Annotated in this window: 25 protein-coding genes and 1 riboswitch; of the genes, 7 read left to right on the top strand and 18 right to left on the bottom strand. The window is 70.4% G+C overall.

Annotated elements, in window-relative coordinates:
- The first annotated feature begins 64 nt into the window (after positions 1-64).
- On the top strand, positions 65-1846 hold the full coding sequence (locus ABZW17_RS42930) for an ABC transporter ATP-binding protein (protein WP_354827531.1): 1782 nt from the start codon (positions 65-67) through the stop codon (positions 1844-1846).
- Positions 1847-1972: 126 nt separating this feature from the next.
- Here ABZW17_RS42930 and ABZW17_RS42925 read toward each other — a convergent pair whose 3' ends face one another.
- The 6 genes from ABZW17_RS42925 to typA form a co-directional block, all read right to left on the bottom strand.
- Positions 1973-2989: an ABC transporter permease gene (locus ABZW17_RS42925; RefSeq protein ID WP_354827528.1), complete on the bottom strand. Its 1017-nt coding sequence runs from the start codon at positions 2987-2989 to the stop codon at positions 1973-1975.
- Positions 2990-3069: 80 nt separating this feature from the next.
- Positions 3070-3999, bottom strand: coding sequence for an ABC transporter permease (locus ABZW17_RS42920; protein ID WP_354827525.1), 930 nt, complete (start codon positions 3997-3999; stop codon positions 3070-3072).
- Positions 3992-5008 carry an ABC transporter permease gene (locus ABZW17_RS42915; protein WP_354827522.1) on the bottom strand — a complete coding sequence of 339 codons (1017 nt, stop codon included), beginning with the start codon at positions 5006-5008 and terminating at the stop codon, positions 3992-3994. Before ABZW17_RS42915 ends, ABZW17_RS42920 begins: the two co-directional genes overlap by 8 nt.
- A 186-nt stretch (positions 5009-5194) precedes the next feature.
- Entirely contained in the window at positions 5195-7006 is a 1812-nt protein-coding gene (locus ABZW17_RS42910) for an ABC transporter family substrate-binding protein (protein WP_354827519.1), read from the bottom strand.
- Positions 7007-7295: 289 nt separating this feature from the next.
- Positions 7296-9032 carry an ABC transporter family substrate-binding protein gene (locus ABZW17_RS42905; RefSeq protein ID WP_354827516.1) on the bottom strand — a complete coding sequence of 579 codons (1737 nt, stop codon included), beginning with the start codon at positions 9030-9032 and terminating at the stop codon, positions 7296-7298.
- Positions 9033-9410: 378 nt separating this feature from the next.
- Positions 9411-11336, bottom strand: coding sequence for a translational GTPase TypA (typA, locus tag ABZW17_RS42900; RefSeq protein WP_354827513.1), 1926 nt, complete (start codon positions 11334-11336; stop codon positions 9411-9413).
- A gap of 194 nt (positions 11337-11530) precedes the next feature.
- Between typA and ABZW17_RS42895 the strand changes: the two genes are divergently transcribed.
- Entirely contained in the window at positions 11531-11680 is a 150-nt protein-coding gene (locus tag ABZW17_RS42895; RefSeq protein ID WP_003090169.1) for a hypothetical protein, read from the top strand.
- Here ABZW17_RS42895 and ABZW17_RS42890 read toward each other — a convergent pair.
- Entirely contained in the window at positions 11677-11976 is a 300-nt protein-coding gene (locus ABZW17_RS42890; RefSeq protein WP_354827510.1) for a YciI family protein, read from the bottom strand. The two genes, ABZW17_RS42895 and ABZW17_RS42890, sit on opposite strands and share 4 nt — an antisense overlap.
- A gap of 215 nt (positions 11977-12191) precedes the next feature.
- On the opposite strand from ABZW17_RS42890, the gene trpS reads away from it, so the two are divergent.
- Entirely contained in the window at positions 12192-13193 is a 1002-nt protein-coding gene (trpS, locus tag ABZW17_RS42885; RefSeq protein WP_354827507.1) for a tryptophan--tRNA ligase, read from the top strand.
- Positions 13194-13212: 19 nt separating this feature from the next.
- Here trpS and ABZW17_RS42880 read toward each other — a convergent pair whose 3' ends face one another.
- From ABZW17_RS42880 to ABZW17_RS42870, 3 genes are all read right to left on the bottom strand, one after another.
- Positions 13213-13620, bottom strand: a complete 408-nt coding sequence (locus ABZW17_RS42880) for an NUDIX domain-containing protein (RefSeq protein ID WP_354827504.1) — start codon at positions 13618-13620, stop codon at positions 13213-13215.
- Positions 13621-13709: 89 nt separating this feature from the next.
- The gene (locus ABZW17_RS42875) at positions 13710-15029 is read right to left on the bottom strand and encodes a HAMP domain-containing sensor histidine kinase (protein WP_354827501.1); all 1320 of its coding nucleotides are present in this window, start codon (positions 15027-15029) and stop codon (positions 13710-13712) included.
- A complete protein-coding gene (locus ABZW17_RS42870) occupies positions 15026-15742 on the bottom strand; it encodes a response regulator transcription factor (RefSeq protein ID WP_354827499.1) in 717 nt (238 codons plus the stop codon). The genes ABZW17_RS42875 and ABZW17_RS42870 overlap by 4 nt, the downstream gene beginning before the upstream one ends.
- A 148-nt stretch (positions 15743-15890) precedes the next feature.
- Between ABZW17_RS42870 and ABZW17_RS42865 the strand changes: the two genes are divergently transcribed.
- From ABZW17_RS42865 to ABZW17_RS42855, 3 genes are read left to right on the top strand one after another with little or no spacing between them, the layout of a single operon-like run.
- Entirely contained in the window at positions 15891-16988 is a 1098-nt protein-coding gene (locus tag ABZW17_RS42865; RefSeq protein ID WP_354827496.1) for a sigma-E factor regulatory protein RseB domain-containing protein, read from the top strand.
- Entirely contained in the window at positions 16985-17971 is a 987-nt protein-coding gene (locus ABZW17_RS42860) for an ABC transporter ATP-binding protein (protein WP_354827493.1), read from the top strand. Before ABZW17_RS42865 ends, ABZW17_RS42860 begins: the two co-directional genes overlap by 4 nt.
- Positions 17968-18846 (top strand): ABC transporter permease subunit, encoded by an 879-nt coding sequence (locus tag ABZW17_RS42855; RefSeq protein ID WP_354827491.1) that lies wholly within the window; start codon positions 17968-17970, stop codon positions 18844-18846. The genes ABZW17_RS42860 and ABZW17_RS42855 overlap by 4 nt, the downstream gene beginning before the upstream one ends.
- A 7-nt stretch (positions 18847-18853) precedes the next feature.
- Here the strand turns inward: ABZW17_RS42855 and ABZW17_RS42850 are convergent, their stop codons facing one another.
- Genes ABZW17_RS42850 through ABZW17_RS42830 form a run of 5 tightly spaced genes read right to left on the bottom strand, consistent with a single transcriptional unit; the run spans position 18854 to position 23501 of the window.
- Positions 18854-19393, bottom strand: a complete 540-nt coding sequence (locus ABZW17_RS42850; protein ID WP_354827488.1) for a roadblock/LC7 domain-containing protein — start codon at positions 19391-19393, stop codon at positions 18854-18856.
- Complete coding sequence (locus ABZW17_RS42845) at positions 19390-19764, bottom strand: hypothetical protein (RefSeq protein WP_103348577.1); 375 nt, start codon at positions 19762-19764, stop codon at positions 19390-19392. Before ABZW17_RS42845 ends, ABZW17_RS42850 begins: the two co-directional genes overlap by 4 nt.
- Before the next feature lie 31 nt (positions 19765-19795).
- Positions 19796-20848 (bottom strand): ABC transporter ATP-binding protein, encoded by a 1053-nt coding sequence (locus ABZW17_RS42840; protein ID WP_354827485.1) that lies wholly within the window; start codon positions 20846-20848, stop codon positions 19796-19798.
- Complete coding sequence (locus tag ABZW17_RS42835) at positions 20848-22413, bottom strand: iron ABC transporter permease (protein ID WP_354827546.1); 1566 nt, start codon at positions 22411-22413, stop codon at positions 20848-20850. Before ABZW17_RS42835 ends, ABZW17_RS42840 begins: the two co-directional genes overlap by 1 nt.
- Positions 22414-22457: 44 nt before the next feature.
- Positions 22458-23501 carry a thiamine ABC transporter substrate-binding protein gene (locus ABZW17_RS42830; RefSeq protein WP_354827483.1) on the bottom strand — a complete coding sequence of 348 codons (1044 nt, stop codon included), beginning with the start codon at positions 23499-23501 and terminating at the stop codon, positions 22458-22460.
- A gap of 22 nt (positions 23502-23523) precedes the next feature.
- A riboswitch (TPP riboswitch) is annotated at positions 23524-23633 on the bottom strand.
- A gap of 32 nt (positions 23634-23665) precedes the next feature.
- Here ABZW17_RS42830 and ABZW17_RS42825 point away from each other — a divergent pair.
- A complete protein-coding gene (locus tag ABZW17_RS42825) occupies positions 23666-23950 on the top strand; it encodes a 4a-hydroxytetrahydrobiopterin dehydratase (protein ID WP_354827481.1) in 285 nt (94 codons plus the stop codon).
- Positions 23951-24320: 370 nt separating this feature from the next.
- Here ABZW17_RS42825 and ABZW17_RS42820 read toward each other — a convergent pair whose 3' ends face one another.
- From ABZW17_RS42820 to ABZW17_RS42810, 3 genes are read right to left on the bottom strand one after another with little or no spacing between them, the layout of a single operon-like run.
- Positions 24321-24650, bottom strand: coding sequence for a hypothetical protein (locus tag ABZW17_RS42820; RefSeq protein WP_354827478.1), 330 nt, complete (start codon positions 24648-24650; stop codon positions 24321-24323).
- A 2-nt stretch (positions 24651-24652) separates the two neighbouring features.
- Positions 24653-25120, bottom strand: a complete 468-nt coding sequence (locus ABZW17_RS42815) for a hypothetical protein (protein WP_354827475.1) — start codon at positions 25118-25120, stop codon at positions 24653-24655.
- The gene (locus ABZW17_RS42810) at positions 25120-25707 is read right to left on the bottom strand and encodes an ArsR family transcriptional regulator (protein ID WP_354827472.1); all 588 of its coding nucleotides are present in this window, start codon (positions 25705-25707) and stop codon (positions 25120-25122) included. Before ABZW17_RS42810 ends, ABZW17_RS42815 begins: the two co-directional genes overlap by 1 nt.
- Positions 25708-25996: the final 289 nt, after the last annotated feature.

Here is a 25996-nt window from a genome sequence, read left to right as displayed (position 1 = left end):
GTTATCCTCGCGCGAGTCGCGACCGCCGCGTCGTGACAGTCTGTACCCCCACGAAGGGCATCTGGTGAGCACTGAAGCAACTTCGGCGGACGTCGCCGGCGTGTCAGGATCGGTCCTGTCCATTTCCGACCTGAGCGTGTCGTTCCAGACGGAGGACGGCGTCGTGAACGCCGTCAAGGGCATCGGGTTCGACGTCAAGCCCGGCGAGATCGTCGCCGTGGTCGGGGAGTCCGGGTCCGGCAAGTCCGTCACGTCGATGTCGGTGCTGGGCCTGCTGCCCAAGACCAGCCGGATCGCCGGCGAGCTGCGCCTCGGCGAGCGCAACCTGGCGGATCTCAAGGAAAAGGACATGCAGAAGATCCGCGGCAACCAGGTCGCGATGATCTTCCAGGAGCCGATGACGGCGCTGAACCCGGTCTACACGGTCGGCTGGCAGCTGCGCGAGGCCCTGCGGTCCCACCTCGACATCGCCAAGGACGCCGCCGACAAGCGGGCGGTCGAGCTGCTCGACATGGTCGGCATCCCGAATCCTGAGCTGCGGTTCAAGCAGTACCCGCACCAGCTCTCGGGCGGGCTGCGCCAGCGCGTCGTCATCGCCATGGCGATCGCCTGCGACCCGAAGGTCATCATCGCCGACGAGCCGACCACCGCGCTCGACGTCACGGTCCAGGCCGAGATCCTGGGCCTGCTGCGCAAGCTGCGGGACACCCTCGACACGGCGATCGTGCTGATCACCCACGACATGGGCGTCGTCGCCGACATGGCCGACCGCGTCATCGTGATGTACCAGGGCGAGATCGTCGAAGAGGCGCCGGTGCGCGAGCTGTTCGCGTCGCCGAAGGAGGACTACACCCGGCGGCTGCTCGCCGCGGTACCGGTGCTCGGCCAGCGTCCCGAGGGCCGTCGTCTGCTCGACGACGCCGGGATCGCGACCGACAGCACCGAGGCGGCCAAGATCGCCGAGGAGATCCGGCTGGCCGACGAGGAGCTCGAGGCCGTGATCGAAGAGGCCGCGCCGGCCCTGGAGATCAAGAACCTCGTGCTCGAGTACCCGGGCCGCCGCGGCCAGGGCAAGAACCGCGCGGTCGACGACGTCTCGCTGACCATCGCCAAGGGCGAGATCGTCGGTCTGGTGGGCGAGTCGGGTTCCGGCAAGTCGACGGTCGGCCGTTGCGCCGTCGGCCTGCTGCGCGCGACCGAGGGCACGATCTCGATCGCGGGCAAGGACATCACGAAAATGTCGGCGAAGGAGCTTCGCCCGCTTCGCCGGTTCTTCTCGATCGTGTTCCAGGACCCGGCGTCGACGCTGGACCCGAAGATGACGATCGGCGAGTCGATCGCCGAGCCGATGGTGCTGCACAAGGTGCTGTCCGGCAAGGCGCTGTCGGCGCGCGTGCGGTCGCTGCTCGACAAGGTCGAGCTGGGCGGCCACTACATGAACCGCTACCCGCACGAGCTCTCGGGCGGCCAGCGCCAGCGCGTGGCGATCGCCCGGGCGCTGTCGCTCGACCCGGCGCTGCTCATCGCGGACGAGCCGACGTCGGCGCTGGACGTGTCGGTGCAGGCCCGCGTGCTGGACCTGTTCCTGGACCTGCAGCAGTCGCTGCAGTTCGCCTGCCTGTTCATCAGCCACGACCTGGCGGTGGTCGACCTGCTCGCCGACCGCGTCGCGGTGATGCAGCACGGCAAGCTCGTCGAGGTCGGCACGCGTGACCAGGTGCTGCACTCGCCGCAGCAGGAGTACACGAAGCGCCTGCTGTCGGCGGCCCCGGTCGCGGACCCCGTGCTGCAGGCCGAGCGCCGCGCGGCCTGGGAGGCCGGCAAGCTGGCCCCGGTGGCCGACTGACGTACTGACGGCGAAGGGCCCGCCCCGGGTGGGTGTGGGCCCTTCGCCGTGTCTGGCGGGGCTTCACGCGTGATCAGGCGGGCATCACGCGTGACTGGCGGGGCATCACGCGTGACTGGGCGGGCATCAGCCGACGCGGATGCGGGGGTCGAGGATGCCGTACAGGAGGTCCGCGATCAGGTTGGCGATCACCACGCTCGCCGCGATCACCACCAGCCAGCCCATCAGGACCTGGGGGTCGTTCTTGTTGACCGCCTCCACCAGCAGCGTGCCCATGCCGTGCCAGTTGAAGACGGTCTCGGTGATGATCGCGCCCGTCACCGTGGCGCCGAAGTTGACCGAGAACAGCGTCATCACCGGGATCAGGGCGTTGCGGAACGCGTGGCGCCAGATCACGCGGCTGTTGGAAGCCCCCTTGGCGCGCGCTGTGCGCACGTAGTCGGCGCCCAGGACCTCCAGCATCGACGCGCGCTGGAACCGGCTGTACGCGGCGAACGTGATCGCCATGATCGACAGCGTCGGCAGCAGGAACGCGCCGACGTACTTCGCGAGCGCGTCGCCCACGCCGGTGGCCGAGAGGCTCTCCGGGCTGGTCGTGCGCAGCCACGGTTCGCCGAGGACGTCGGCCAGGCCCAGGTCGCGGACCCAGATGTTGGCGCGGATCGCGTAGCCCTTGAGGACGATCGCCACGCAGAAGATCGGCATCGAGAACATCAGGAACGCCAGCGTCGTCGCCAGGTAGTCCCAGATCGAGTACTGCTTGACCGCGGCGAGGACACCCACCAGCACGCCGAAGACAAGGGCCAGCACGGACGCCGTCAGCACCAGCTCCAGCGTCACGCGGAACGCCGCCATCACCTTCGGCTGGACCGGGGCGAACGCGTTGCCCTGGGCGATCGAGATGCCCCAGTCGCCGGTCAGGAAGTGGCCCAGCCAGCTGAAGTAGCGGGCGACGACGCTCTGGTCCAGGCCCAGCTTGTGCTCGGTCTCGGCGATGGCCGCGGCGCTGATCCCCGGTTTGCTGCGGAGTTCGCCGAGCGGGTCGCCGGTGTTGGACACCATCACGAAGCACAGGAAAGTGCCGACCAGCAGGACCGGGACGGAGACGGCCAGCCGGCGGAGCACGTAGAGCACGAGATTCATCCGAAACCCCCAGGTCCGGCGATCCGCGCGGGAAAACGGACGCGGGGGCGACCGGAACCGGTCACCCCCGCGTCACGCGTTCAGGCCTTCATTCTCCGCTGGCGCGGGTCGAAGGCGTCGCGAAGACCGTCACCGATGAAGTTGATCGTCAGTGAAATCAGCACGAGCACGACGAACGGCCCGAAGAACAGCGCCGGCCGGGTCTGCAGCTGGGCGTAGTTCTCCAGGATGACGCGGCCGAGCGAGGTGTCCGGCAGCTGGACACCCAGGCCGATGAACGACAGCGCGGCTTCCGCCAGCACGGCCTGCGCGACCGCGAGGGTCGCGTTGACCGTGATGCTGCCGACCATGTTCGGCACCAGGTGCTTGAAGATGATCCGGACGACACCGGCGCCCGAAGCGCGCGCCGCGTCGACGAACTCGCGCTGCGACAGCGACATCGCCTCGGCCCGGGTGATCCGGGCGATGGGCATCCACGCGAACGCCGACAGCACCAGCGCGACGATGTACCACGTACCGCCGCCGAACACCTTGGCGAGGATGGCCGCCGCGGCGATCTGCGGGATGATCAGGAACAGGTCCGTCACCCGGGAGATCGCCGAGTCGGTGAACCCGCGCAGGTAGCCGGCGACCGCGCCGAACACCACGCCGATCACGGTGGCCAGGATCGACACCGTGAGCGCGATCAGCAGCGAGTACTGGGTGCCGCGCAGCACCTGCGACACCATGTCCTTGCCGACCTGCGTCGTCCCGAGCGGGAACTCGCCGCTGGGCTTGGCGAACGACGGGAACGAGCTGTCCTGGTAGCCGTGCTTCCAGAAGATCGGCATCAGCACGCTGATCAGGACGATCAGGATCAGCACCGCCGTCGAGGCCATCGCCAGCTTGTGGTGCAGGAACTTGCGCAGGACCAGCTTGCCCTGGCTCCGCGGTTCCGGCAGGGCGTCCGCCGGCAGCGTGCCGTCGGCCGCGGCGGTTTCGGTCGCGAGAAGAGAGTTCAAGTCAGCCAACGCGAATCCTCGGGTCCAGGATGCCGTACATCAGGTCGGCGATCAGGTTGGCGATGATGACGAGCGAGGCGATCACCACGAGCCACCCCATCATGACCTGGGTGTCGTTCTTCGTGACGGCTTCCACCAGCAATGTGCCCATACCGTGCCAGTTGAAGACCGTCTCGGTGATGATCGCGCCGGCCAGGACCGAGCCGAAGTTCACCGAGAACAGGGTCGTCACGGGGATCAGGGCGTTGCGGAACGCGTGCCGGAAGATGACCCGGCCGTTGGCCAGGCCCTTGGCGCGCGCGGTGCGCACGTAGTCCGAGCCCATCACCTCGAGCATCGAGGCGCGCTGGAACCGGCTGTACGCCGCGAAGCTGATCGCCATGATCGACAGCGTCGGCAGCAGGTACGCGCCGATGGTGCTGGTGATGAAGTCGCCGACGCCGTCGGTCTTCAGCTGCTCCGGGCTGGTCGTGCGCAGCCACGGGTTGCCGAGGACGTCGGACAGGCCGAGGTCGCGGACCCAGCCGTTGATCTCGATCGCATAGCGCTTCAGCACGATCGCGACGCAGAAGATCGGCATCGAGAAGAGCAGGAACGCGAGGGTGGTCGCGAGGTAGTCGATGATCGAGTACTGCTTCACCGCGGCGAGCACGCCGACGATGATGCCCACGATCAGCGCGAGGATTTCGGCGCCGACCACCAGCTTGAACGTGACGCCGAGCGCGGCCATCACCTTCGGGGCGACCGGCGCGAGGGCGTTGCCCTGGGCGATGGAGATGCCCCAGTTGCCGGTCAGGAAGTCACCGAGCCACGTGAAGTAGCGGGGGATGATGCCCTGGTCGAGACCGAGCTTGGCGGCCGTCGCGGCCAGCGCTTCCTTGCTGATCTGCGGGTTCTGGCGCAGCTCGCCCAGCGGGTCGCCGGTGCCGGCGACCATGACGAAACACAGGAAAGTCCCGACCAGCAGGACGGGAATCGATATCGCCAGACGGCGAAGGATGTAGATCACCAGGTTCAACGAACTGCTCCTCATCCGGGCCTGGTCGTCAGAAGTGCGCTGGACCGCTACCCGGTTGTCTACCGTAGTGGCGGTAACCCTACGGTCAACAGCTACTTCCGGTGGGTACCGGGGCCCGGCTTGTGGCCGGACCCCGGTACCTCCCAGGTCATCTGGAGCGAGGGGAAAGAAGAGGCGGGGCGAGCCCTACTTCTTCTGCTCCCACTCGCTGGCGTTCCACAGCACACCGTCGTACGACTGCATGTAGACGCGGTCGATGCCCTTGAACGCCCACATGCTCGGCGTCTGGAACAGCGGCAGGGTCGCGTAGTCGTCGGCGATGGCCTTGTCGGCCTCCTGGTACTTCTGCAGCTTGACCTGCTCGTCGGTCGCCTTCACCGCAGCGTTGTAGGCGTCGTCGATCTTCGGGTCGCACAGCGCCTGGTAGTTCTGCTCGCCGCCCTTGTCCGGGCAGATGTAGATCGAGCGGGACTCCGCCTTGAACGGCTGGGCCGACCAGCCGAACAGCGCGACGTCGTAGTCACCGGTCGAGACGCGGCCACCCTTGAGGAAGTTGGCGTCGGTCTCGTCCTTGACCTCGATGCCGGCCGCCTTGGCCTGCGAGATGATGATCTCGACGGTCTGGCTGCGGCGGGCGTTCTGGTTGTGCGTGATCTTGAACGAAGCGCGCACACCGTTCTTGGCGAAGATGCCGTCGGCGCCCTTGGCCCAGCCGGCGTCGGTCAGCGTCTTGGCCGCCGCGTCGGCACCCAGGCCCGCCTTGCTGCTGTACAGGTCGGTGTAGCCCTCTTCACCCTGGAAGAAGACGACGCTGTTCAGCGGCTCCGCGTCCGCCTGGACCTCCTTGAGCAGCTTGTCCGTGATCTCCTTGCGGTTGATCGACTCGATGAAGGCCTTGCGAAGGTCCTTGTCGGCGAACATGCGCTTGAAGTTCAGGTCGAGGTGCTCGTAGGTCAGCTGCGGGGCCGAACCGTAGACCACGCCCTGGGCCGCGAGGCCCTTCATCGTCTGGGCCGCGGTGGCGTCCGGCTGGGTCGACGCCGCGACGTCGATCTCACCGTTCTGCAGCGCGGTAGCCATGGCCTTGGTGTCTTCCATGGCCTTGACGATGATCTTCGACGGGCCACCCTTGCCGCCCGCCCACTGCGGGTTCTTCTCGAGGGTGACGGCCTTCTGGTTGGCGTCGAACGCGGTGATCTTGTACGGGCCGGAAGCGGGCATGATGTCCGCCTTGAAGCCCTTCCACTCGTTCGTCCAGAAGTCACCGGCGGCCTTGATCTGGGCCGGGTCGCCGGTCGGGGCCAGCTTGGTGATGTCGGCGATGCCGGTCTTGGCCTCGAGGATGTGCGCGGGCATGATCGCCGGCGCGTTGAAGAGACCCTTGTAGTCCAGGTAGGGCTCGCTGTAGTCGGTGACGAAGGTCAGCGCGTCCTTGCAGGTGGCCTGCTTGATCAGCGAGTAACCGGTGGTCGAAGCCGAGTTGAACGGGTTCTTGCCGTCCGGACCCTTCGCGAAGCCGCTCTGCGACAGCCACGCGAGGTACATGTCCTTGCAGTCGTACGGCTGGCCGTCCGACCACTTGATGTTCGGCTTGATCTTGTAGGTGACCTGCTGCGGGTCCTTCTGCGTGATGTCCCACGACTCGAAGACGTCGTTGTTCAGCAGCACCTTGTTGTTGCCGTCGAGCTTCAACGTACCGGAGAGCACCGCGGCCAGGACGTAGTTGTTGTACGAGCTGTTGGTGTCCGGGGTCTGGTTGTTGTACCCCGAGTACCCGTCGTCGATACCGATCGTGACGGTACCGTCGTAAGGCGGCGTGTCCGCGACCTTGAACAGGTCACCGGTTTCGGCCTTGCCGACAGCCATCGCCTTGACGTCGGTCGACGATCCGTTCTGGTCGGTGTTGCCCGAGCCCGAATCACCACCGCTGCAGGCGCTCAGCAACAGCGAAGCGCCGGCGACGAGCGACAAAGCGGAGACTGCTTTGGATCTCCTCATGAAGTGTGCCCTCCTAGCACTGAGCCCTTGAATATCGGGACAAGGGCCCACACCGCTCCGGTTGGATGGGCCGGAGCCTACGACACGCCAAGCGACACTCAACTGGCGCACTGCGGGAGCACGCTAGAAAGGAAAAGTACCGACAGTCACCAGTTCAGGGTCGATCGTGACCAAAGGGTGACTTCCAGTCGACATCCAGAAATACGACGGTTACCTCATGGATTCACCACGTCCCACTCGAACGCGTTGGTGAAGATCACCCGGTAGTACTGAATGCGTAGCCAAGCGATTACTTCGGGCCGCGGGTCCAGTTCACCGCGGACCCGAACGGGCCCACCATCGGGGGGCCCGGGGTAACGCCCGAGATGCCCGATCCGATCGCCAGGGTGTCAGCCAATTGGAACAACGGGATTACCACGTTCTGACGCCAAAGTTCAGGCTCAAGAGTGGTCAGCGCCTCGGCGATCGGGGTCGATCCGGACAGCGCCGCGTCGATCGACGGCTGCAGCGCCGGGTCGCAGAAGCCGGCCGAGTTGCCCGGGACGACGGGCTTGGTCTTGTCCGCGCCCGCGGCGGTCTGCTCCGGGCGGCAGCCGAAGGTCGAGGCGAGCACCGACGCGGTGTCGCCGCCGACGGCCTGCGGGACGACGGCGATGTCGACCCCGACGTTGCCCGCCGAGTCGCCGGTCGGCTGCTGGACCCCGCTGACGACCGGCATCGCGAGCAGCCCGCTGAACAGGTCGCGCGGCTGCGGCGCGATCGTGTTGACCTCGATGCCCTGCGCGGTGAGCTCGGCGGCGAGCTCCTTGGCGATCGTCGCGTACGGCTCCTGGGTGCCGGGCGAGGCGATGACCAGCGAAAGGGCCTTGCCGTTCTTGCGCCAGGTGCCCGCGGTCCTGGTGTAGCCGGCCGCCTTGAGGGACTCCTCGGCCTTGGCGACGTCGGGCGCGGTCGGCGGGCCGGGCGGGATGGTCGCCGCGTAGCCCTTCACCGACGGCGGCGTCACCTGCGCGTCGGCGTGCAGGGCCGACGACGGGCCGCCGTTGACGCCCTCGGTGATCAGCTTGGCGCGGTCGATCAGGGCGGCGACCCCGGCGCGGACCTGGGTGTCCTGCAGCGTCGCGCTGACCGGGCGCAGCAGCACGTCGGCGACCATCGGGCGGGCCACGGTGTGCAGCCGGACCGCGGAGCCGAGTTCGCCGAGCAGCTTGAGCTCGTCGCCGGTCGTCCTGGCCAGCGCGAACTGGTCGTTGCCGCTGCGCAGGGCGGCCAGCAGCGTGCTCTGGTCCGACCGGCGGAGCACGATCCGGTCGATCGCGGCGGGCTTCTCCCAGTAGCGCTCGTTGCGCTCGAGGATGACCTCGCCGCGGGCGGTGTCGAGGCTCTTGATCGAGAACGGGCCGGCGATGGCCGGGAAGTTCGAGGCCAGCGCACCGCGCCAGCCGTCGGGCGCGTCCTTGAGCAGGTGGGCGGGCAGCAGGTCGGAGAACAGCGTCTGCCAGCCCGGGTACGGCTTGGCGAAGGTGACCTCGACGCGCTTGCCGCCTTCGCGGGACTGCAGGTCGGTGATCTGCCGGTAGCCGGCGGGCCCGATCACGCCGGGCTGGTCGCGCATCTGGGTGCGCAGGTAGTCGAAGTCCTCGGCGGCGATCGGCGCGCCGTCGGACCAGGACGCGTCCGGCCGGATCTCGTAGGCGACCACGAACGGCTGCTGCGAGACCACCTCGGCGGACTTCATCAGGTTCTTGTCGAGCTGGGTGGTGCCGTCGTCCTTCTGGCGGAACACCGAGGGCAGCAGCAGCTGCGAGAGCGCCGAGGTCGCCTGGGACGAGTCCGCGAGGTTGTGCGGGTTGTACCCGCCGAGCACGTCGTCGACGCCGACGACGATCTGCGACGGCGTCTTGCCGGTGGTCGAGACCGGCGCGACCGACGACGACACCACCGGTGGCGGCGGGGTGTTCGAGCAGGCGGTGAGCAGCACGGCCGCGAGTGCCAGTACCGGCACCGCCTTGCGATTCACCCGCACGCCCCGTTCCTCCCAGAATCCACCGATCGGGTCAGTCATGCTCCCACGACCGCCTTCGCCGCCGGAACCGAGATTCCCATACCCGGATCGGCCGGGTCCGCCACCCCGTGGTGCCCGTACGGGGAAGGACGCGCGGACCGCCGTCCGGGTTCCCGGACCGTTCCGGAACGGCGGAACGAACACGAGCCGGACACGAGAAAGGTTCACTTCGGTGGCCGGCACCAGGCGATGATGCCGCCGGAACCCCTATAAAGATATAAGGAGAAGAACAGCGGAATTCGTGACGGTGGGTTCGGGTCCGGCCGACCCAGCGTAAGGGATCGGACACGAAAAAACCTCCCGGTGGCGCACACCGGGAGGTTTTTCCGAACGAGCGGATCAGCCGTTGTCGCGGCTCTTGGCGCGCGAACGCTCCTTCGCGCGGGTGTTCACGTCCAGAATCACCTTCCGGACCCGGACGACCTCGGGCGCGACCTCGACGCATTCGTCGACGGAACAGAACTCCAGCGCCTCTTCCAGGCCCATCTTGCGCGGGCGGGCCAGCGTTTCCATCACGTCGGCGGAGGACTGACGCATGTTGGTCAGCTTCTTCTCCTTGGTGATGTTGATGTCGAGGTCCTCGAAGCGCGGGTTCTCGCCCACGACCATGCCCTCGTACACCTCGGCGCCCGGCTCGACGAAGAACGTGCCGCGGTCGGCCAGCTGGATCATCGCGTACGCGGTGACCGGGCCGGTCCGGTCGGCGACCAAGGAGCCGCTGTGCCGGGTGCGGATCTCGCCGGCCCACGGGAAGTAGCCCTCGAACACGTGGTTCGCGATGCCGGTGCCGCGGGTCTCGGTGAGGAAGTCGGTGCGGAAGCTGATCAGGCCGCGCGACGGGAGCACGTACTCGAGCTTGATCCGGCCGGTGCCGTTGCCGCTCATGTCCTCCATGCGGCCCTTGCGGGCGGCCAGGAGCTGGGTGATCGCGCCGAGGTGCTCCTCCGGCGAGTCGATGTAGAGGCGCTCGAACGGCTCGTGCAGCTTGCCGTCGATCGTGCGCAGGACCACCTGCGGCTTGCCGACGGTCAGCTCGAAGCCTTCGCGGCGCATCTGCTCGACGAGGATGGCCAGCGCCAGCTCGCCGCGGCCCTGGACCTCCCAGGTGTCGGGGCGCTCGGTCGGCAGGACGCGGATGCTCACGTTACCGATGAGCTCCTGGTCGAGGCGCGCCTTGACCAGCCGCGCGGTGACCTTGTCGCCGCCGTTGCGCCCGGCCAGCGGCGAGGTGTTGACGCCGATGGTCATCGAGATGGCGGGCTCGTCGACGGTGATCCGGGGCAGCGCGACCGGGTTCTCCGAGTCGGCGAGCGTGTCGCCGATCGTGATGTCCGGGATGCCGGCGATGGCGACGAGCTCGCCCGCGCTGGCCTCGGTCGCCGGGACGCGGGTGAGCGCCTCGGTGACGAGCAGCTCGGAGATGCGCACGTTCTGGACGTTGCCGTCTTCGCGCATCCAGGCCACGGTCTGGCCCTTGCGCAGCTTGCCGGCGTGGATGCGGATCAGCGCGATGCGGCCGAGGAAGTTGGACGCGTCGAGGTTGGTGACCAGCGCCTGCAGCGGCGCGTCGAGGTCGGCGGCCGGCGGCGGAACGTGCCGGAGCAGCGTGTCGAACAGCGGGTCGAGGTTCTCGCTCTCGGGGATCTCGCCGTCGGCGGGCTGCTCCAGGCTGGCCTTGCCGGCGCGCGCGGAGGCGTAGACGACCGGGAGGTCGAGGATCGCGTCGTGGTCGGCGTCCTCGATGTCGCTGGCCAGCTCGAGCAGCAGGTCGTGGGTCTCCTCGACGACCTCGGCGATGCGGGCGTCCGGGCGGTCGGTCTTGTTGACCAGCAGGATCACCGGCAGGCCGGCTTCGAGGGTCTTGCGGAGCACGAACCGGGTCTGCGGGAGCGGACCCTCGGACGCGTCGACCAGCAGCACGACGCCGTCGACCATGGCCAGGCCGCGCTCGACCTCGCCGCCGAAGTCGGCGTGGCCGGGGGTGTCGATGACGTTGATCGTCACCTGGCCCTCGGGCGTCTGGCGGTGGATCGAGGTGTTCTTCGCGAGGATCGTGATGCCCTTTTCGCGCTCCAGCTCCCCCGAGTCCATCACGCGGTCGACGACCTCGGCGCGCTCGGCGAAGGCGCCGGACTGGCGGAGCATCGCGTCCACCAGCGTGGTCTTGCCGTGGTCGACGTGGGCGACGATCGCGACGTTGCGCAGGTCGGGCCGGGTCTTACCGGTCGGCCGGCCGGTTTCGACGGTAGCGCTGGCTGCGGGCACGCGAGAACTCCTGAACTTCAAGGGTTGGATGGCCGCGCACACCGCTCAGGCATCACGTGACCGGCTCTGGTCACACGCGGACCTCACTCAGGATACCTGCCGCCCCGGTGTGAGCGGCCCCACGCCCCCCTCACGCTTAGGCTGACCTAACGTGGGAAACCGGTGAAGGCCGCCGATCCGGGAGGTGCGTGCGCGTGGGCAAGAAGCCGAAGGACCCGCGGAAGGTCGTGCGCAAGCTCATGAAGGCCGGCAAGGTCAAGAAGAAGTGCTGCCGGTCGAAGCCGCGCTGCAAGAAGTGCCCGGTATTGGCTCTGAAGAAGGCTAAAGAGGACCTCGCCGCTTAGTGGGGCACGGCTTCGTTGAGCAGCCGGAGCTCCGGCGCGGTCTTCGTCGGCGAGAACTCGATGACCTCGTACTTCGCCAGGTGCTTAACGCAGAACGGGTCGGACGCCAGGATGGCGTCGAGCTTCCCGCGGGACATCGGCCGCGTGATGATCACGCCGCCGGTGCGCGGGTTCCGCCGCCCGGACGCCAGGAAGTGGCCGTGCTCGTACTGCCTGTTCAGCCACTCGGCGTGGTCCGGGAGCGCGTAGTCGATTTCCTCTATCGGGGCTGTGTAGTTCAGCAGGACGACATACATGGTTAAGACGGTAGACCCGCGTGGCCGATCCCGCGTCCGGACGATACCGAGTGGTGACGGTCGTCGGTTATGCTCGCCGCATGCACGCGCAGACGTCCAGCTGGTGGCCGCCCACGGCGGCCGTCCCAGTCCTGCGCTGATCACCAGCGGCCGCCCCGGACGGGCGGCCTTTTTCGTGCCTTCTCCGGGGTGGCCCCACCTCGGAAAGGCCCACCATGAGCAAGCTGTCCGGCATCACCCCGTCCGGCCACGTCCACCTCGGCAACTACCTCGGTGCCGTCCGCCGCTGGGCGCGCGAGGGCGGCGCGGACGACCTGTACTTCGTCGCCGACCTGCACGGCATGACGACGCCGCACAATCCGGGGAAACTCCGATCCCTGGCGAGGGAGCAGCTAGCTGTGCTGATCGCCGCCGGCATCGATCCCGAGCGGGTGTTCGTCCAGTCCGACCTGGCCCGCGAGCTGGGCGCGCTGACCTGGGTCCTGGAGTGCACCTGCAACTACGGCGAGGCCGCCCGGATGATCCAGTTCAAGGAGAAGTCCAAAGGCCAGGCCGGGGTACGGCTCTCGCTGCTGACGTACCCGGCGCTGATGGCCGCGGACATCCTGCTGCAGGGCGCGGACGAGGTGCCGGTCGGCGAGGACCAGCGCCAGCACGTCGAGCTGACGCGCACCCTGGCCAAGCGCTTCAACGGCACGTACGGCGACGTGTTCACCATCCCGCGCGCGGTGCTCCCGCCGGCCGGCGCGCGGGTGAAGGACCTGGCCGACCCGACGCGCAAGATGTCGAAGTCGGCGCGGGACGCGGTGGGCGTGGTGTTCGCGCTCGACGAGCCCGACCAGATCCGCCGCAAGATCCGCCGCGCGGTCACCGACGGCGGTTCGGTGCCGGTGCACGCGCCGGAAACCCGGCCGGGGATGGCGAACCTGCTGGAGATCCTGGCCGCGTGCCGGGGCGGGTCCCCGGCGGACCTGGCTTCGGAGTTCTCGTCCTATGGGGCGGTGAAGGACGCTGTCGCCGACGCGGTGATCGAGGAGCTGGCGCCGGTGCGCTCGCGGGCGTCGGCGCTGCTCGACGACGTCGCGGAGCTGGACCGGGTGCGCAAGGCGGGTGCGGAGCGGGCCCGCGAGCGCGGTTCGCACCGGCTCGACGCGGCGCTGCGGATGATCGGGGCCGCTGCGCCGATCGGTTACCAGTCCGGCCACAGTACTTCGTAGCAACCGGTCGCGGGCCGGCCTACTTTTGGCCGGACCGGTGACTGAGCAGCGCGCGGAAGGCGGGGAGCAGGATCCGGTCCGCGGGCAGCCAGTCGACGTCGTCGAGGTCGTCGGGCCCGAGCCACCGAACGGCTCGGTGCTCGACGGCCCGCGGCTCTTCCCCGGGCGAGACGAGCGTCGCGGCGTAGATGCGCAGGACCCGGCCGCCGGGCAGCGGGACGTCCTGCCCCACGCGGTCACCGACCTCGATGACGACGTCGAGTTCCTCGCTGCACTCGCGGGCCAGCGCGAAGGCTTCGGACTCCCCTTCTTCGACCCGCCCGCCGGGCAGTTCCCACTGCCCCGCGTGCTTCGGCGGCCAGGCCCGCTGCTGGGCGAGCAGCTTCCCGTCCCGCACCAGGGCGGCACCCACGATCACACCGTTCACAGCCCCGGAATCTACCCGGAAGCCCCACCGCGGGCCGCGCCCGGCGATCGTTCTCTGTGGGCAACCCGCCACAGCCGAGCGCCCAGGCCTCAGCCGGGCTCTCCCGCGGCCACGCGCCAGACGACCACGAACCGCGCCCCGCCGTCCGGGGACTCGCCCACCTGTACCCGGCCGCCTCGACGGCGGACCGTCTCCGCCACCATCGCCAGGCCCAAGCCCGTGCCGCCCGACGACCGGGCTCGGTCGTCCGCGATGCGGTAGAACCGGTCGAACACCTTCTCGCGGTGCTCCGGGGCGATCCCCGGGCCGTCGTCGTCGACCACCACCCGCACCGAGGCCCGCGACGCCAGCACCGACACCACGATCTGCCCGCGCGCGTAGCGGCACGCGTTGCGCAGCAGGTTGTCCAGCACCAGCTCCACCTCCGCGTGCGCCGACGACGCCCACGCCTGCGCGACCGCGGTGCTCACCCGTGTCTCGGGCGCCCCCGACGGCAGCCGGGCCACCGCCGACCGGACCTCGCTCACCAGCTCGACCGGGGCGGCCGGCGGCACCTCGCCCGCGTCCGAGCGGGCCAGGGACAACAGCCCGTCCAGCAGGGACGACAGCCGTTCGGCCTCCGTCAAGATGTCCGACAACGTCTCCTGGGCCAGCTCCGGATCCGGGTTGGTCACGGCCACCTCGGCCTGCACCCGGATCGACGCGACCGGCGACCGCAGCTCGTGCGCCGCGTCGCCGGTGAACCGCCGGAGCCGCTCGGCCGCCTGCTCCTGCCGTTCCAGCAGCGCGTTGAACTCCTCGGCCAGCGCGCGCAGCTCGTCGTGGGAGTCCGGCAGGGCCAGCCGCGCCCCCGGCGGCAGCGAGCGCACCGAACCCCGCATGCGCGCGACCGGGCGCAGCGACAGGCGCACCACCAGCCACGTCGCGAAGCCCGCCACCAGCGCGCCGACCGAGGCGACGACTACCAGCCACACGCCGCCGTAGTGCACCGCGGCCGCGAAGCCGACCAGGCCGGCGCCCGCCACGACCAGGCGTTGCGCCCCGTCCGGTGCGGTCACCACCGTGCCCAGGTAGCGCGCGCCGTCGCGCTGGACCGGCTGGCCCGCCTTGAGCGTCGAAACATCGGACGGAACAAGCCCCGTCGGGGTGCCGCCGTCCACCGGGGTGCCCGCGATGTCCAGCACCCGCAGCGTCACCGGGGCCGCGCCGGACAGCGGGCGGCCCGCGCTCACCTCGGCGCCGGCCGGGCCGAGGGCGCCGGACAGCTCGCGGTCGACCGAGCCGATGAGCAGCGGCGAGAGGTTCGCCGCGGCCAGTGCCGCCAGCCCGAGCAGGCAGGCGAGGGTGATCGTCGCCGCCAGCACGGTGATCCGGGCCTGCAGGGACCGGCCCCGCCACCAGGACGTCACGGGGTGATGACCTCGTCGAGCTGCGCGTCGGAGGCCAGGTAGCCGTGCCCGCGCACGGTCCGCAGCAACGCGCCCGCGCCGACCGCGTCCAGCTTGCGCCGCACGTACCCGACATAGACCTCGACGAGGTTGCGCGTCACGGCCTGCTCCTCGCCCCACACCGCGCGCAGCAGCTCGTCCTTCGTCACGACCGTGCCCGCCCGCCCGACCAGCACCTCGAGCAGCGCGAACTCCCGCGGGCTCAGCCCGACCTCCTCGCCGTTCCAGTGCACCTGCCGCAGCCCGCGGTCGACGGCCAGCGCGCCGAGCCGCAGCGTGCCGCGGCCCGCTTCCGGTCCGGCCCGGCGCAGCACCGCGCGGACCTGCGCGACCAGGACCACGAAGGAGAACGGCTTGACGAGGTAGCCGTCGGCGCCGAGGTCGAGGCCGTCGGCCTGGTCGATCTCGCCGTCCTTGGCCGAGACGAGCAGCACCGGGGTGGTGACGCCGTCCTTGCGCAGCCGCTCCAGCACGCGGTAGCCGGACAGGCCCGGCAGCATGATGTCGAGCAGGACGACGTCGAACGAACCCGTGCCCGCCAGCTGCAGGCCGGTGGGGCCGTCCGCGGCGGTGACCACGTCCATCCCCTCCGCGCGCAGCCCGCGCTGCAGCGCCTTCCGCACGCCCGGCTCGTCGTCGACCACCAGCACCCGAGGTTTCACGAGACTCATCATGGCCGGTTTTCGCAGGTCGCGTGTCGGTTCTCAGCGCGATCTCAGCCTGGGAGGGAGAACCTTCAGGGGTATCTCAGCCTCGAGAGGGAAGCGTCGTGGCCAGGGAGCCGGGCACACTCGAGCCCGGGAACACCACAGGGAGAGACGCATGAAACCGAAGACGAAGGGCATCACCGCCGCGATCGTCGGCACGGCGCTCGGCGCCGGCGGGCTCGCGTTCGTCGCGATGCCGGCCAGTGCCGACGACAAGCCGGCGCTGCCGCAGGTGAGCGCCGAGGACCTGGTGCAGTCGGTGGTCAAGGCGAAGCCGGGGGCGTTCGACGGCACGGTGAAGGTCAGCAACGACCTGGGCCTGCCCGCGGTGGGGAACGCGGTGCCGGGCGCCCAGGCGCTGAGCATGGATTCGGCGCACATCTTCAGCGACGGCGCGGGCAAGAGCCGGCTCGCCGTCACGCAGGGGGCCAGCCAGGAGACCGTCGTCCACGACGGCACGACCGTCTGGGACTACAGCTCCAAGACGAACACCGCGACGAAGGTGACCATCCCGGCCGACGTGGCCAAGCAGAAGGGCGCGGGCAGCGAGAAGACGCCCGACCCGCTGACCGCGTCGACCGAGTTGCTCGCGAAGGTCCGCGAGAGCAGCACGGTGTCCGTCGACGGCACGGCGACGGTCGCCGGCCGCCCGGCCTACGAGCTGGTCCTGACGCCGAAGCCGACCGAGCGGACGCTGCTGCGCGAGATCCGCGTCGCCGTCGACTCGCAGACGCGGATGCCGCTGCGGGTGTCGGTGCTGAGCAACGGCACGGCCACCCCGGCGCTGCAGGTCGCGTTCAGCGAGATCGAGTTCACCCAGCAGCCGGCCGACCTCTTCACCTTCACCCCGCCGAAGGGCGCCAAGGTGCAGGAGAAGACGCCGCAGGTCGACCAGCAGACCAAGGACCGGGCCGAGCAGGCCAAGCAGGACGTCAAGGTCGTCGGCGACGGCTGGGACACCGTCGTCACCGGCAAGGTCCCGGCGGACGCGCTGAACGCGGCGCCGAAGCAGTCCGGCCGCGAAGGCCGTGAGGGCCGCAACGCCGACCCGAAGGCGCTGCTCGAGCGGTTCGCCAAGAAGGTCAGCGGCACGTGGGGCAGCGGCTACCTCGTCACCACGAAGGTGGGCAGCGCGGTGCTGACCGACGACGGCCGCTTCGCCGCCGGTGCGGTGCCGGAGCAGGTCCTGTACGAAGCGCTGGGTCAGAAGTGACCAGCACGGCTGTCGAGTCCGGGGCGGACGTCTCTTCGGAGGCGTCCGCCCCGGCGGTCCCGCTCGCCGCGCGGACCCGGGGCCTGCGCAAGGTGTACGGCAGCACGGTCGCGGTGGACCACGTCGACCTCGACATCCCGCAGGGCGCGGTCGTCGGGATGCTCGGGCCCAACGGCTCGGGCAAGACGACCACGATCCGGATGCTGCTCGGCCTGGTCCGGCCGACCGAGGGTGAGGTCGAGCTGCTCGGCCGCCCGATGCCGGACGCGGCCGCGCACGCGCTGCCGGACGTCGGCGCGCTGGTCGAGGGGCCGGGATTTCACCCGTTCCTGTCCGGGCGTGACAACCTGCTGCGCTTCGCCGCGGCGGAACCGCGGCTGTCGTCGGCCGGGATTTCGTCCGCGGTGGACACCGCGCTGGAGCGCGTCGGGCTGACCGGCGCCGCACGTCGGCGGTACAAGGGGTACTCGCTCGGCATGAAGCAGCGGCTGGGGCTCGCTTCGGCGTTGCTGGTGCCGCGGAAGATGGTCGTGCTCGACGAGCCGACCAACGGCCTCGACCCTGCGGGTACCAGGGAGATCCGCAGGATCGTCGCCGAGCTGCACGCCGAGGGCGTCACCGTGCTGGTGTCGTCGCACCTGCTGGCCGAGGTCGAGGCGACCTGCACGCACGTGGCCGTGCTGCAGAGCGGGAACGTCGTCGCGCAGGGCGAGCTCGCGGAGCTGCTGGAGTCCGGGAACGCGGCCCTGCTGGTCCGCACGCCGGACGCGGAAAAGGCGGTGGAAGTGCTGCGGGAAAACCGGATCGGCGCCCGGCTCACGCCGGACGGCGTCCGGGCCGACCTCACCGCGGCCGAGGCGCCGCGGGTGCTGCAGGTCCTGGTGGGCGCGGGGGTCGCGGTCCACGAGGCGACGCGGGCCCGCACCGGCCTGGAAGACCTGTTCGCGCGGCTGACCGAATCCACCGGGGAGGGATCGGAATGACGGCGGTTCTCGACGCACCGGCGGCCCGCACGGGCCACGACACGGTGCCGCTGCCCCGGCTGCTGGCCGCGGAGCTGCGCTGGATCTTCCGGCGGCCGCGGACGCTCGCCGTCCTCGGCCTGCTCGCGCTGATCCCGGTGGTGATCGGCATCGGCCTGACGCTGGTCAGCGACCCGGCGGACAACGGCGGCGGCCCGGACAACGGCGGCGGGGCGCTGCTGGCGTCCGCGGTCAACAACGCGTTCGTGCTGCCCATCGCCGCGATCGTGATGTCGCTGGCGCTGCTGCTGCCGCTGGCCTCGGCCATGGCGGGTGCGGACGCGATCGCGGGCGAGACCGCGCACGGCACGCTGCGCGGCTGGCTGATCGCCCCGGTCGGCCGCGGCCGGCTGCTGGCCGTGAAGGCGTTCGGCGTCGCGACCGTGTCGGTGGCCGCGGTGCTGGCGATGTGCGTGACGGGCGTGGTGACCGGGCTGATCATCAACGGCACGGATTCGCTGTTCACGCTGTCGGGCACGACGCTGTCCCTCGGCGGCGCGCTGGCGCGGATCCTGCTGGTGGCGGGCTGGGTGGTGCTCCAGCTGTGGGCGGTCGGCGCGGTGGCGCTGGCGATCTCCAGCTGGACCGAGCACCCGATGCTGGTGGTGGCGTCCGTGCTGGCGGCGGACATCGTGTTCACCATCCTCGGGTTCCTCAGCTCGCTGAACTGGCTGCACCCGTTCCTGCTCACGCAGAACTGGTCGCTGGCCCCGGCGGAGGTGCTGCAGGACCCGATGGGCACGCAGATGCTCGGCGAAGGAGCCCTGCGGGCCGTCTGCTACACCGTCATCGGGCTTTCGCTGGCCTACGCGCGGCTTTCCACGCGCGACGGCTGAGGTTCCGTCACGCCGGCCACGGCGGGTGCTCCTCGTGGCCGGCGGACGGCGAGACGTCGCGCAGCGCACGCACCCGGTGTTCGGCGACCGCCTGCTGGAACAGCGCCAGCGCCTGCCGCGCGGCCACGTTGAACAGGCCCATCGTGGTGTCCCGTTCGCCGAGCACGACCAGCAGGATCCCGGACTGCACCGGGAAGACGCCGATGTGGCCGGACTCGCCTTCGAACACCGCCGCCCGCGGCGCGCCGACGCCGGCCTGCTTGGTGAACTGAATGGCCAGCCCGACCGATGTGGCCGCCATCGCCGCGACGCTGTCGACCTCGACGTCCCGGGTGTCGCTGCAGACCACGAGCCCGTCGCGGCTGGCCGCCAGCAGGCCCTTGACGTTGGTCCAGTCGATCCGGCCCCGGATGTCGCGCAGCGCCTCGTTCGCCGCGGCCGCGTCGGCCGGGGAAACCGTCGACGCCATCCTCCGTACCTCCGGCAGGACCGGCGTGCTCCCGCGCTTGGGCAGCGGCACGGCTCCTCCCGCGTGCGCTTCGCTCATACGACCAAGTCGGCTTCGATGCGCTTCAGCTGGAGCCGCGCCATGGCGAGGTTCGCCCGTTCCCGGTCCAGCACCAGGTACAGGAACAGCGTCGCGGTGTCCCGTTTGGACGGATCCATCAGCCGGATCAGGTGGTACTGGCGGCGCAGGGTGATCAGGATGTCCTCGATGTCGTCGTTGAGCTGCAGCGCGGCCATCACCCGCAGCTTCGAGCGCACGACCTCGGTGTTGCCGGCGGCGGCGACGTCCAGGTCCAGCCAGTCACCGCCACCCAGCGAACCCAGCGACATCCCGCTGTCGTAGTCGACCACCGCGGCGCCCACGGCACCGGTGATGGTCATCGCTTCCTTCAACGCCGTGTCGATGTTCATGCAGGAGCGCTCCTCGTTGATCAGCGTTCGGTCACTTTAGGCCGGGATCAGCAGGAGAACATGGCCCGTTCGGAGTAATACCGACCAGGGCGACGCCGTCCGCGTCGAGCTGCAGCCGCACCGCGTCCCCGGCCCGCAGGTCCGAAGTGGCCGGCGCGACGGCGTCCACAGTGGAGTTTTCCAGCCGGACCACCAGCCGCACGTGCTCGCGGCGGTGCACCGCCGCCACGACCTCGCCGGGCACGCCCTCGGCGGCCACCCGCAGCGCGTGGGGCCGCAGCCCGAGCCGCACCGGGCCGTCGCCGGCGTCCGGCAGCACGACGTCGCCCAGCGCGGTGCGCACCTGCCCGGCCTCGGCGACACCGTCGGCGAACGTCGTGACGCCGAGGAAGCGCGCCACGTCGTCGCCGGCCGGGTTGCGCCACACCCGCCGGACCGCGCCCTCCTGCCGGACCTCGCCGGTGTCGAGCACCGCGACCCGGTCGGCGAGGGTGAACGCCTCCTCCTGGTCGTGCGTGACCAGGAGGGTGGTGATCTTGCTGCGGCGCAGCAGGTCGGCCAGGTCGATGGCCAGCTGTTCGCGCAGCCCGGCGTCCAACCCGGACAGCGGCTCGTCGAGCAGCAGCAGCCGCGGCTTCGGCGCCAGCGCCCTGGCCAGCGCCACCCGCTGCGCCTGGCCGCCGGACAGCTCGGTCACCCGCCGCTTCTCGAACCCGGACAGGCCGACGAGCGCCAAGAGCTCGGCGACCCTCGGCGTCCACTCCGCCCGCGGGACGCCGTGCATCCGCAGGCCGAACGCGATGTTCGCGGCGACGTCGCGGTGGCCGAACAGCTGGCCGTCCTGGAACACCAGCCCGAAGCCGCGCCGGTGCACCGGCACCGCGCCGAGGTCCTCGCCGTCCCAGCTCACCGAACCGCGCGCCGAGGGCTCCAGCCCGGTGATCGCGCGCAGCAGCGTCGACTTGCCCGAGCCCGACGGGCCGAGCAGCGCCAGCACCTCGCCGTCGGCGATGTCCAGCCGGACGTCGCGGACCGCCGCGAACGATCCGTAGCGGACGGTCAGGTCCCGCACCGACAACGCCATCAGAACTCCCCCACCCGGCCGCGCGCGGCCCCGAGCCGGTCGATCAGGGCGACCGCCAGCACCGTCACGAGCATCAGCAGCGCGCACGCCGCGTACGCCATCTGGTTGTTCAGCTCCCCCGGGCGCGCCATCAGCGTCGCGACCGCGACCGGCAGCGTCGGCGCCGTCGGCCGGGCGAGGAAGCTGGTCGCGCCGAACTCGCCGAGCGCCACGACGAACCCGAACCCGGCCGCGGCGACCAGCGGCCGCAGGGTCAGCGGCAGGTCGATCTCCCGCCAGACGCGCAGCGGGCTCGCGCCGAGCGTCGACGCGGCCTGCCGCAGCCGGACGTCGACCGAGCGCAGCACCGGCAGCACCATCCGGACGATCAGCGGGATGATCACCAGCGCCTGGGCCAGCGGCACCAGGTACGGCGACGTCCGGAGGTCGCCGGGCAGCGCGTCGAGCGTGACGAGGTAGCCGAAGCCGACGGTGACCGCGGAGACCCCGAGCGGCAGCATCAGCACCGCGTCCATCGTCTCGCCCAGCCCGCGCGCGGCTTTGGCCGGCGAGCGCCGCAGGGCCACGAGGACGACGGACGCGAGCACGCCGACGACCATCGCGAGCAGCGTCGCGTCGATCGCCACCTTCAGCGAGTTGAGCGCGGCGTCCCAGCCGGACACCTGCAGGGCGCCCTTCTCGCCGGTGGTCGTGAGGGCCCGGTAGCCGGCCAGGCTCCAGCCGTCCTCTGTGGACAGGGATTCGGCGAGCAGCGCGACGATCGGCGTCACCAGGAAAACCAGGACGGCACCCGCGGCGCCGACGACCCACCACTCGCCGCCTTCCGGGCGGCGGGCGCGGAGCGAGCCGATGCGGGCGGCGCTTTCCTTGCGCCGCCGGGCAAGTCCGCCGAGGACCAGCGCGGCGACCACGGCCGCGAACTGGATCAGCGAAAGGGCCGCCGCTCCCGAGAGGTCCAGGAGGTCCACCGTCCGCAGGTAGATCTCGGTCTCCAAGGTCCGGTAGCGGGCGCCGCCGAGGATCAGGACGACGCCGAAACTGGTGGCGCAGAACAGGAACACCACGGCCGCGGCGGACGCGATCGCCGGCGCCAGCGCGGGCAGCGTCACCGACCGGAAGGCCCGCCACGGCGAGGCACCGAGCGCGCGGGCGGCGTCGGTCGTCCGCGCGTCCAGCCTCGCCCACAGCCCGGCGACGGTCCGCGCGACGACGGCGACGTTGAAGAAGGCGTTGGCCAGCACGATCGGCAGCACGCCGCCGTCCGGCCACAGGGCGCGGAACGCCAGCCCGACCACGACCGTCGGCAGCACGAACGGCACGAGCACCAGCGTCCGCACCAGGCCGACGCCGGGCAGCCGGCCGCGGGCCAGCAGGAACGCCACCGGCAGCCCGGCCACCACCGCGACGGCCGTCGACGCGGCCGCGCTCCCGACGGTGAAGCCGGCCAGCTGCCAGGTCCGCGGATCGCCGAGGACAGCGCCGAGGCCGCCCGCGGCGAACCCGCGGCCGACGATCGCCAGCACCGGCCAGGCGAAGAAGACCACCAGGAAGCCGATGGGGGCCAGGCCCAGCAGCGCCAGGCCGAGCCCGCGGGCCGTCCGCGGCGGGGTTACTGCTGCAGGAGCGTGCGCCATTCGCCGATCCACTTCTCGCGGCCCGCCTGCACCTGGTCCGCGGGCAGCGTCTGCGGCTTCTGCGGCAGCGGCGCGACCTGCGCCCAGCCCGCGGGCAGGTCGACGCCCTGGCGGGCCGGGTAGACGTACATGGTGGCGGCGACCGTCGCCTGGAACTGCTGGGAGAGCAGGAAGTCGACGACCTTGTGCGCGTTGTCGGCCTGCTTGCCGCCCGCCAGCACGCCGGCGTACTCGACCTGCCGGTAGCAGGTGTCGAGCAGCGCCTTGGTGCGCGGCTTCCCGTCGTCGCCGACCTCGGCGGCCGGCGACGACGCGTACGAGACGACGATCGGCCGCGGGCCCTTGCCGGACGAGCCGGAGAACTGCTTGGTGTAGGCCTCTTCCCAGCCGCTGACCACCTTGACGCCGTTGGCCTTCAGCTTCGTCCAGTAGTCCTTCCAGCCGGCTTCGCCGTACTTCGCGATGGTGCCGAGGAGGAAGGCCAGGCCGGGGGACGCCGTCGCCGGGTCCTCGGCGACCAGCAGGTCCTTGTACTTCGGGTCGGCCAGATCGTCGTAGGTCGACGGCGCCGGGATCCCCTTGGCGGTGAAGTAGTTCGTGTCGACGTTGACGCAGACGTCGCCGACGTCGACCGCGGACAGCCGGTGTTCCGGGTCGACGGCGTAGCGCTGCGGCCCGCGGTCGGCCTCGGGGCTGGTGTAGGGCTCGAAGACGCCCTCGCTGAGCGCGCGCGAGGCGAAGGTGGAGTCGACGCCGTACGCGACGTCGCCGATCGGGTTGGCCTTCGTCAGCACGAGCTTGTTGGTCAGCGAACCGGCGTCACCCTGCTTGAGCACGGAGATCTTGATGCCCGACTGCTTCTGGAAGGCGTCGAGCACCTCCTGCGGCGCCAGGAAGGAGTCGTGCGTCACGAGGGTGACGGTGGGCGTCTGCTGCGTGCCGCCGGATCCGTCCGACAGCGAGCACCCCGCGGCGACCACGCCGACGACGGCAACGGCCGTCGCAGCCCTGCGTTTCATCTACCCTCCTGCACTTCGCCGGACGAGGAGGGGGAAGCCCTCCCTTCGCCGGCATGATCCGTTTCAGGTGCGAACGGTCGCGGATTACCCGCCTCTCAGCCCGGCACCCGCCGGACTCCCGTGGCAACCGTGCAGCGTAGTCCAGGACGCAGGACCATGGAGACATGACGGAAATCTTGAGCGGCTCAGAGGCCGATCTTCGCCTGGGCACCGGCTGGACCCGGGCCGGCGCGGTGATCTCCCGCGAGGTGGAACTGGCGAGCTTCCCCCAGGCGATCGAGGTGGTGGACCGCGTCGCGGAGCTCGCCGAGGCCGCCGACCACCACCCGGACATCGACATCCGCTGGCGGACGCTGACGTTCCGGCTTTCGACGCATTCGGCAGGCGGCTTGACGGCGAAGGACTTCGACCTGGCGGCGGAGATCGACGCGGTGCTCGCCGCTTTGTGACCTCGGTTACGCTGAGTGCACTTTTGCCCGCCTTCGACGTCTCTCGGTTACCGGAACCTTCGGGAAGGAGACGAGATGACCCAGGCAATCGTGGTCGGCACGGCAGCGTTCGCAACGATGGTGGCAGCGGCCGGCGGGGTGCTCTGGTTCACCGCCCGCACCCGCCGTCACTCGGACGGCTGAGAGTTCGATCACAGCTGTTAACGCGGGCCATGATCAGCGCGCTGTTCGGAGCGGAAGCATCGGTTCGCCCGTAGGGAAACGCCCATGAACACCGCCCTCACCACCGCTCAGCGCACCTGGATCAACGCCCTCGCCCCGGCGGTGGTGCTGATCGCGATCGCCCTGCTGGGCCTGCTCGGCTAGGTCGTCAGAGGACGATCTGCCCGGCCGGCGGGAACCCGGCCGGCGGCTTGTCTTCGACGGTCCAGTACTCGAGACACGACAGCCGCCCGGCTTCGACGAAGACGATGAGCCCGCCGCCGGGGGCGTCGGCTTCGACCGCGACCGAGTTTTCGATCGGTGCCGGCGGCGTGGCTTCGTCGACCGCGAGGTCGATCGTCGGGCAGCCGCAGGCACAGCCGCCGGTCACCCGGGCCGTGGGCGCCTGCGCCCGCAGTTCCGCGGCCCCGGGGAAGTCCGCCGCGAGCAGCGTGTCCAGGGTCGTCCGTTCCTCCGGCGTCAGCGGGCGGGAGGCCACGATCAGTACCGGGGCATGTTCGGGATGGCCTTTTCCGCGACTTCGATGAGCGCGAGCACCTTCGGCACATCGGCCGCCACGTCCTCGGCGGTCATCGCGGGCGTCTCCGACGACCGGTAGGCGATCTCGTTGCGCCGGGCCCGCATCCGGTTGAAGGGCCGCAGGAGCGACCCCAGCGGCGGATCCAGCTGGGCGAGGACAGCCTCGTAGACGGTCACGTGGCCACCCCGGCTCGTCACCCGCAGCCCCTGGTTCTGCAGAACGGCCGCCAGCGCCCGGCGCGCACTGTCGTAGGCCAGCGTGTAGGCACCTTCCGGATCGGTGTCCTGCAGCTGCCGCGCCGAAGCGAGGTGGGTACGGGCCCTGGCCAGCTCCGCCTCGGCGGCCTCCCGCGACGCCGGGACGTGCTCGATGGCGCCGCGGGCGAGGAAGGCGTCGATCCGTTCGCGCCCTTGGTTCCACTGGGGCATCAGGCCTCCTGGTCGAGGTTCAGCCGGGCCAGCGGACGTTCACGAACGCTGGTGAGGAACGGATCCGCGGTGTCCGCCGCCCACGACCCAGGCGAGATCCGGTGGACGTTGACCTCACGGCCCAGCCGCCGCGACACGCCCTCGGCCAGGTCGAACAGCGCATCCGGATCAGGCGAGCCGACGACGAGCACATCGACATCCCCGGGCGGCGGACCCGGTTCACCGAGGTACCGCGCGGCCCACGAGCCGTAGATGTAGGCCTCAAGCACGTTCGGCAGGGTTGAGAGGGCCTCGGCGAGCAGCGGCAAGGGTCCGAAGGTGACCGACATGAGCTCGCTCAGCGGCCGGTAGAGCGGGGTGTCGGTCCGGGCTTTGACGAGCCGGCTCCGGCCCACCCGCCGGTCCTCCAGGATGCCGCCCCCGACGAGCCGTTCGACTTCACGCAGGACGGCGGTCGGCGAGACGCTGCATGCTTCGGCGAGCTCGGTGATGCTGTACTCGCGCTCGGGGTGGAGCAGGAGGAGCGCGAGCAGCTCACCCTGCGTGCGTGAGCGCAGCAGGGGGAGGAGACTCGGCGAAGCTTTCATTGGACGCAGTATATCCTGCGCGCAATGAAAACAACAGTCAGTAGTTGATGCTCACTGCTGGCCCCCGCACGAAACCGACAGCCGGCAACGCTTCAGCCAGGCGGCCGCGCTACGGACCGACAGCCGGCAACGCAAGCCAACCAACGACGTCACCGGACCGCCCCCGCACGAAACCGACAGCCGGCAACGCAAGCCAACCAACGACGTCACCAGGCCTCCCCCGCCCCTCATCCCAGCCATCCCTTCAGGCGGCGGTCGGGTTTGTCAAGGCATCTTTCCCGCCTTGACA

It is taken from the genome of Amycolatopsis sp. NPDC004625 (assembly GCF_040609695.1).
Lineage (GTDB): Bacteria > Actinomycetota > Actinomycetes > Mycobacteriales > Pseudonocardiaceae > Amycolatopsis.
This window is presented reverse-complemented; position numbering and strand designations above follow the sequence as displayed.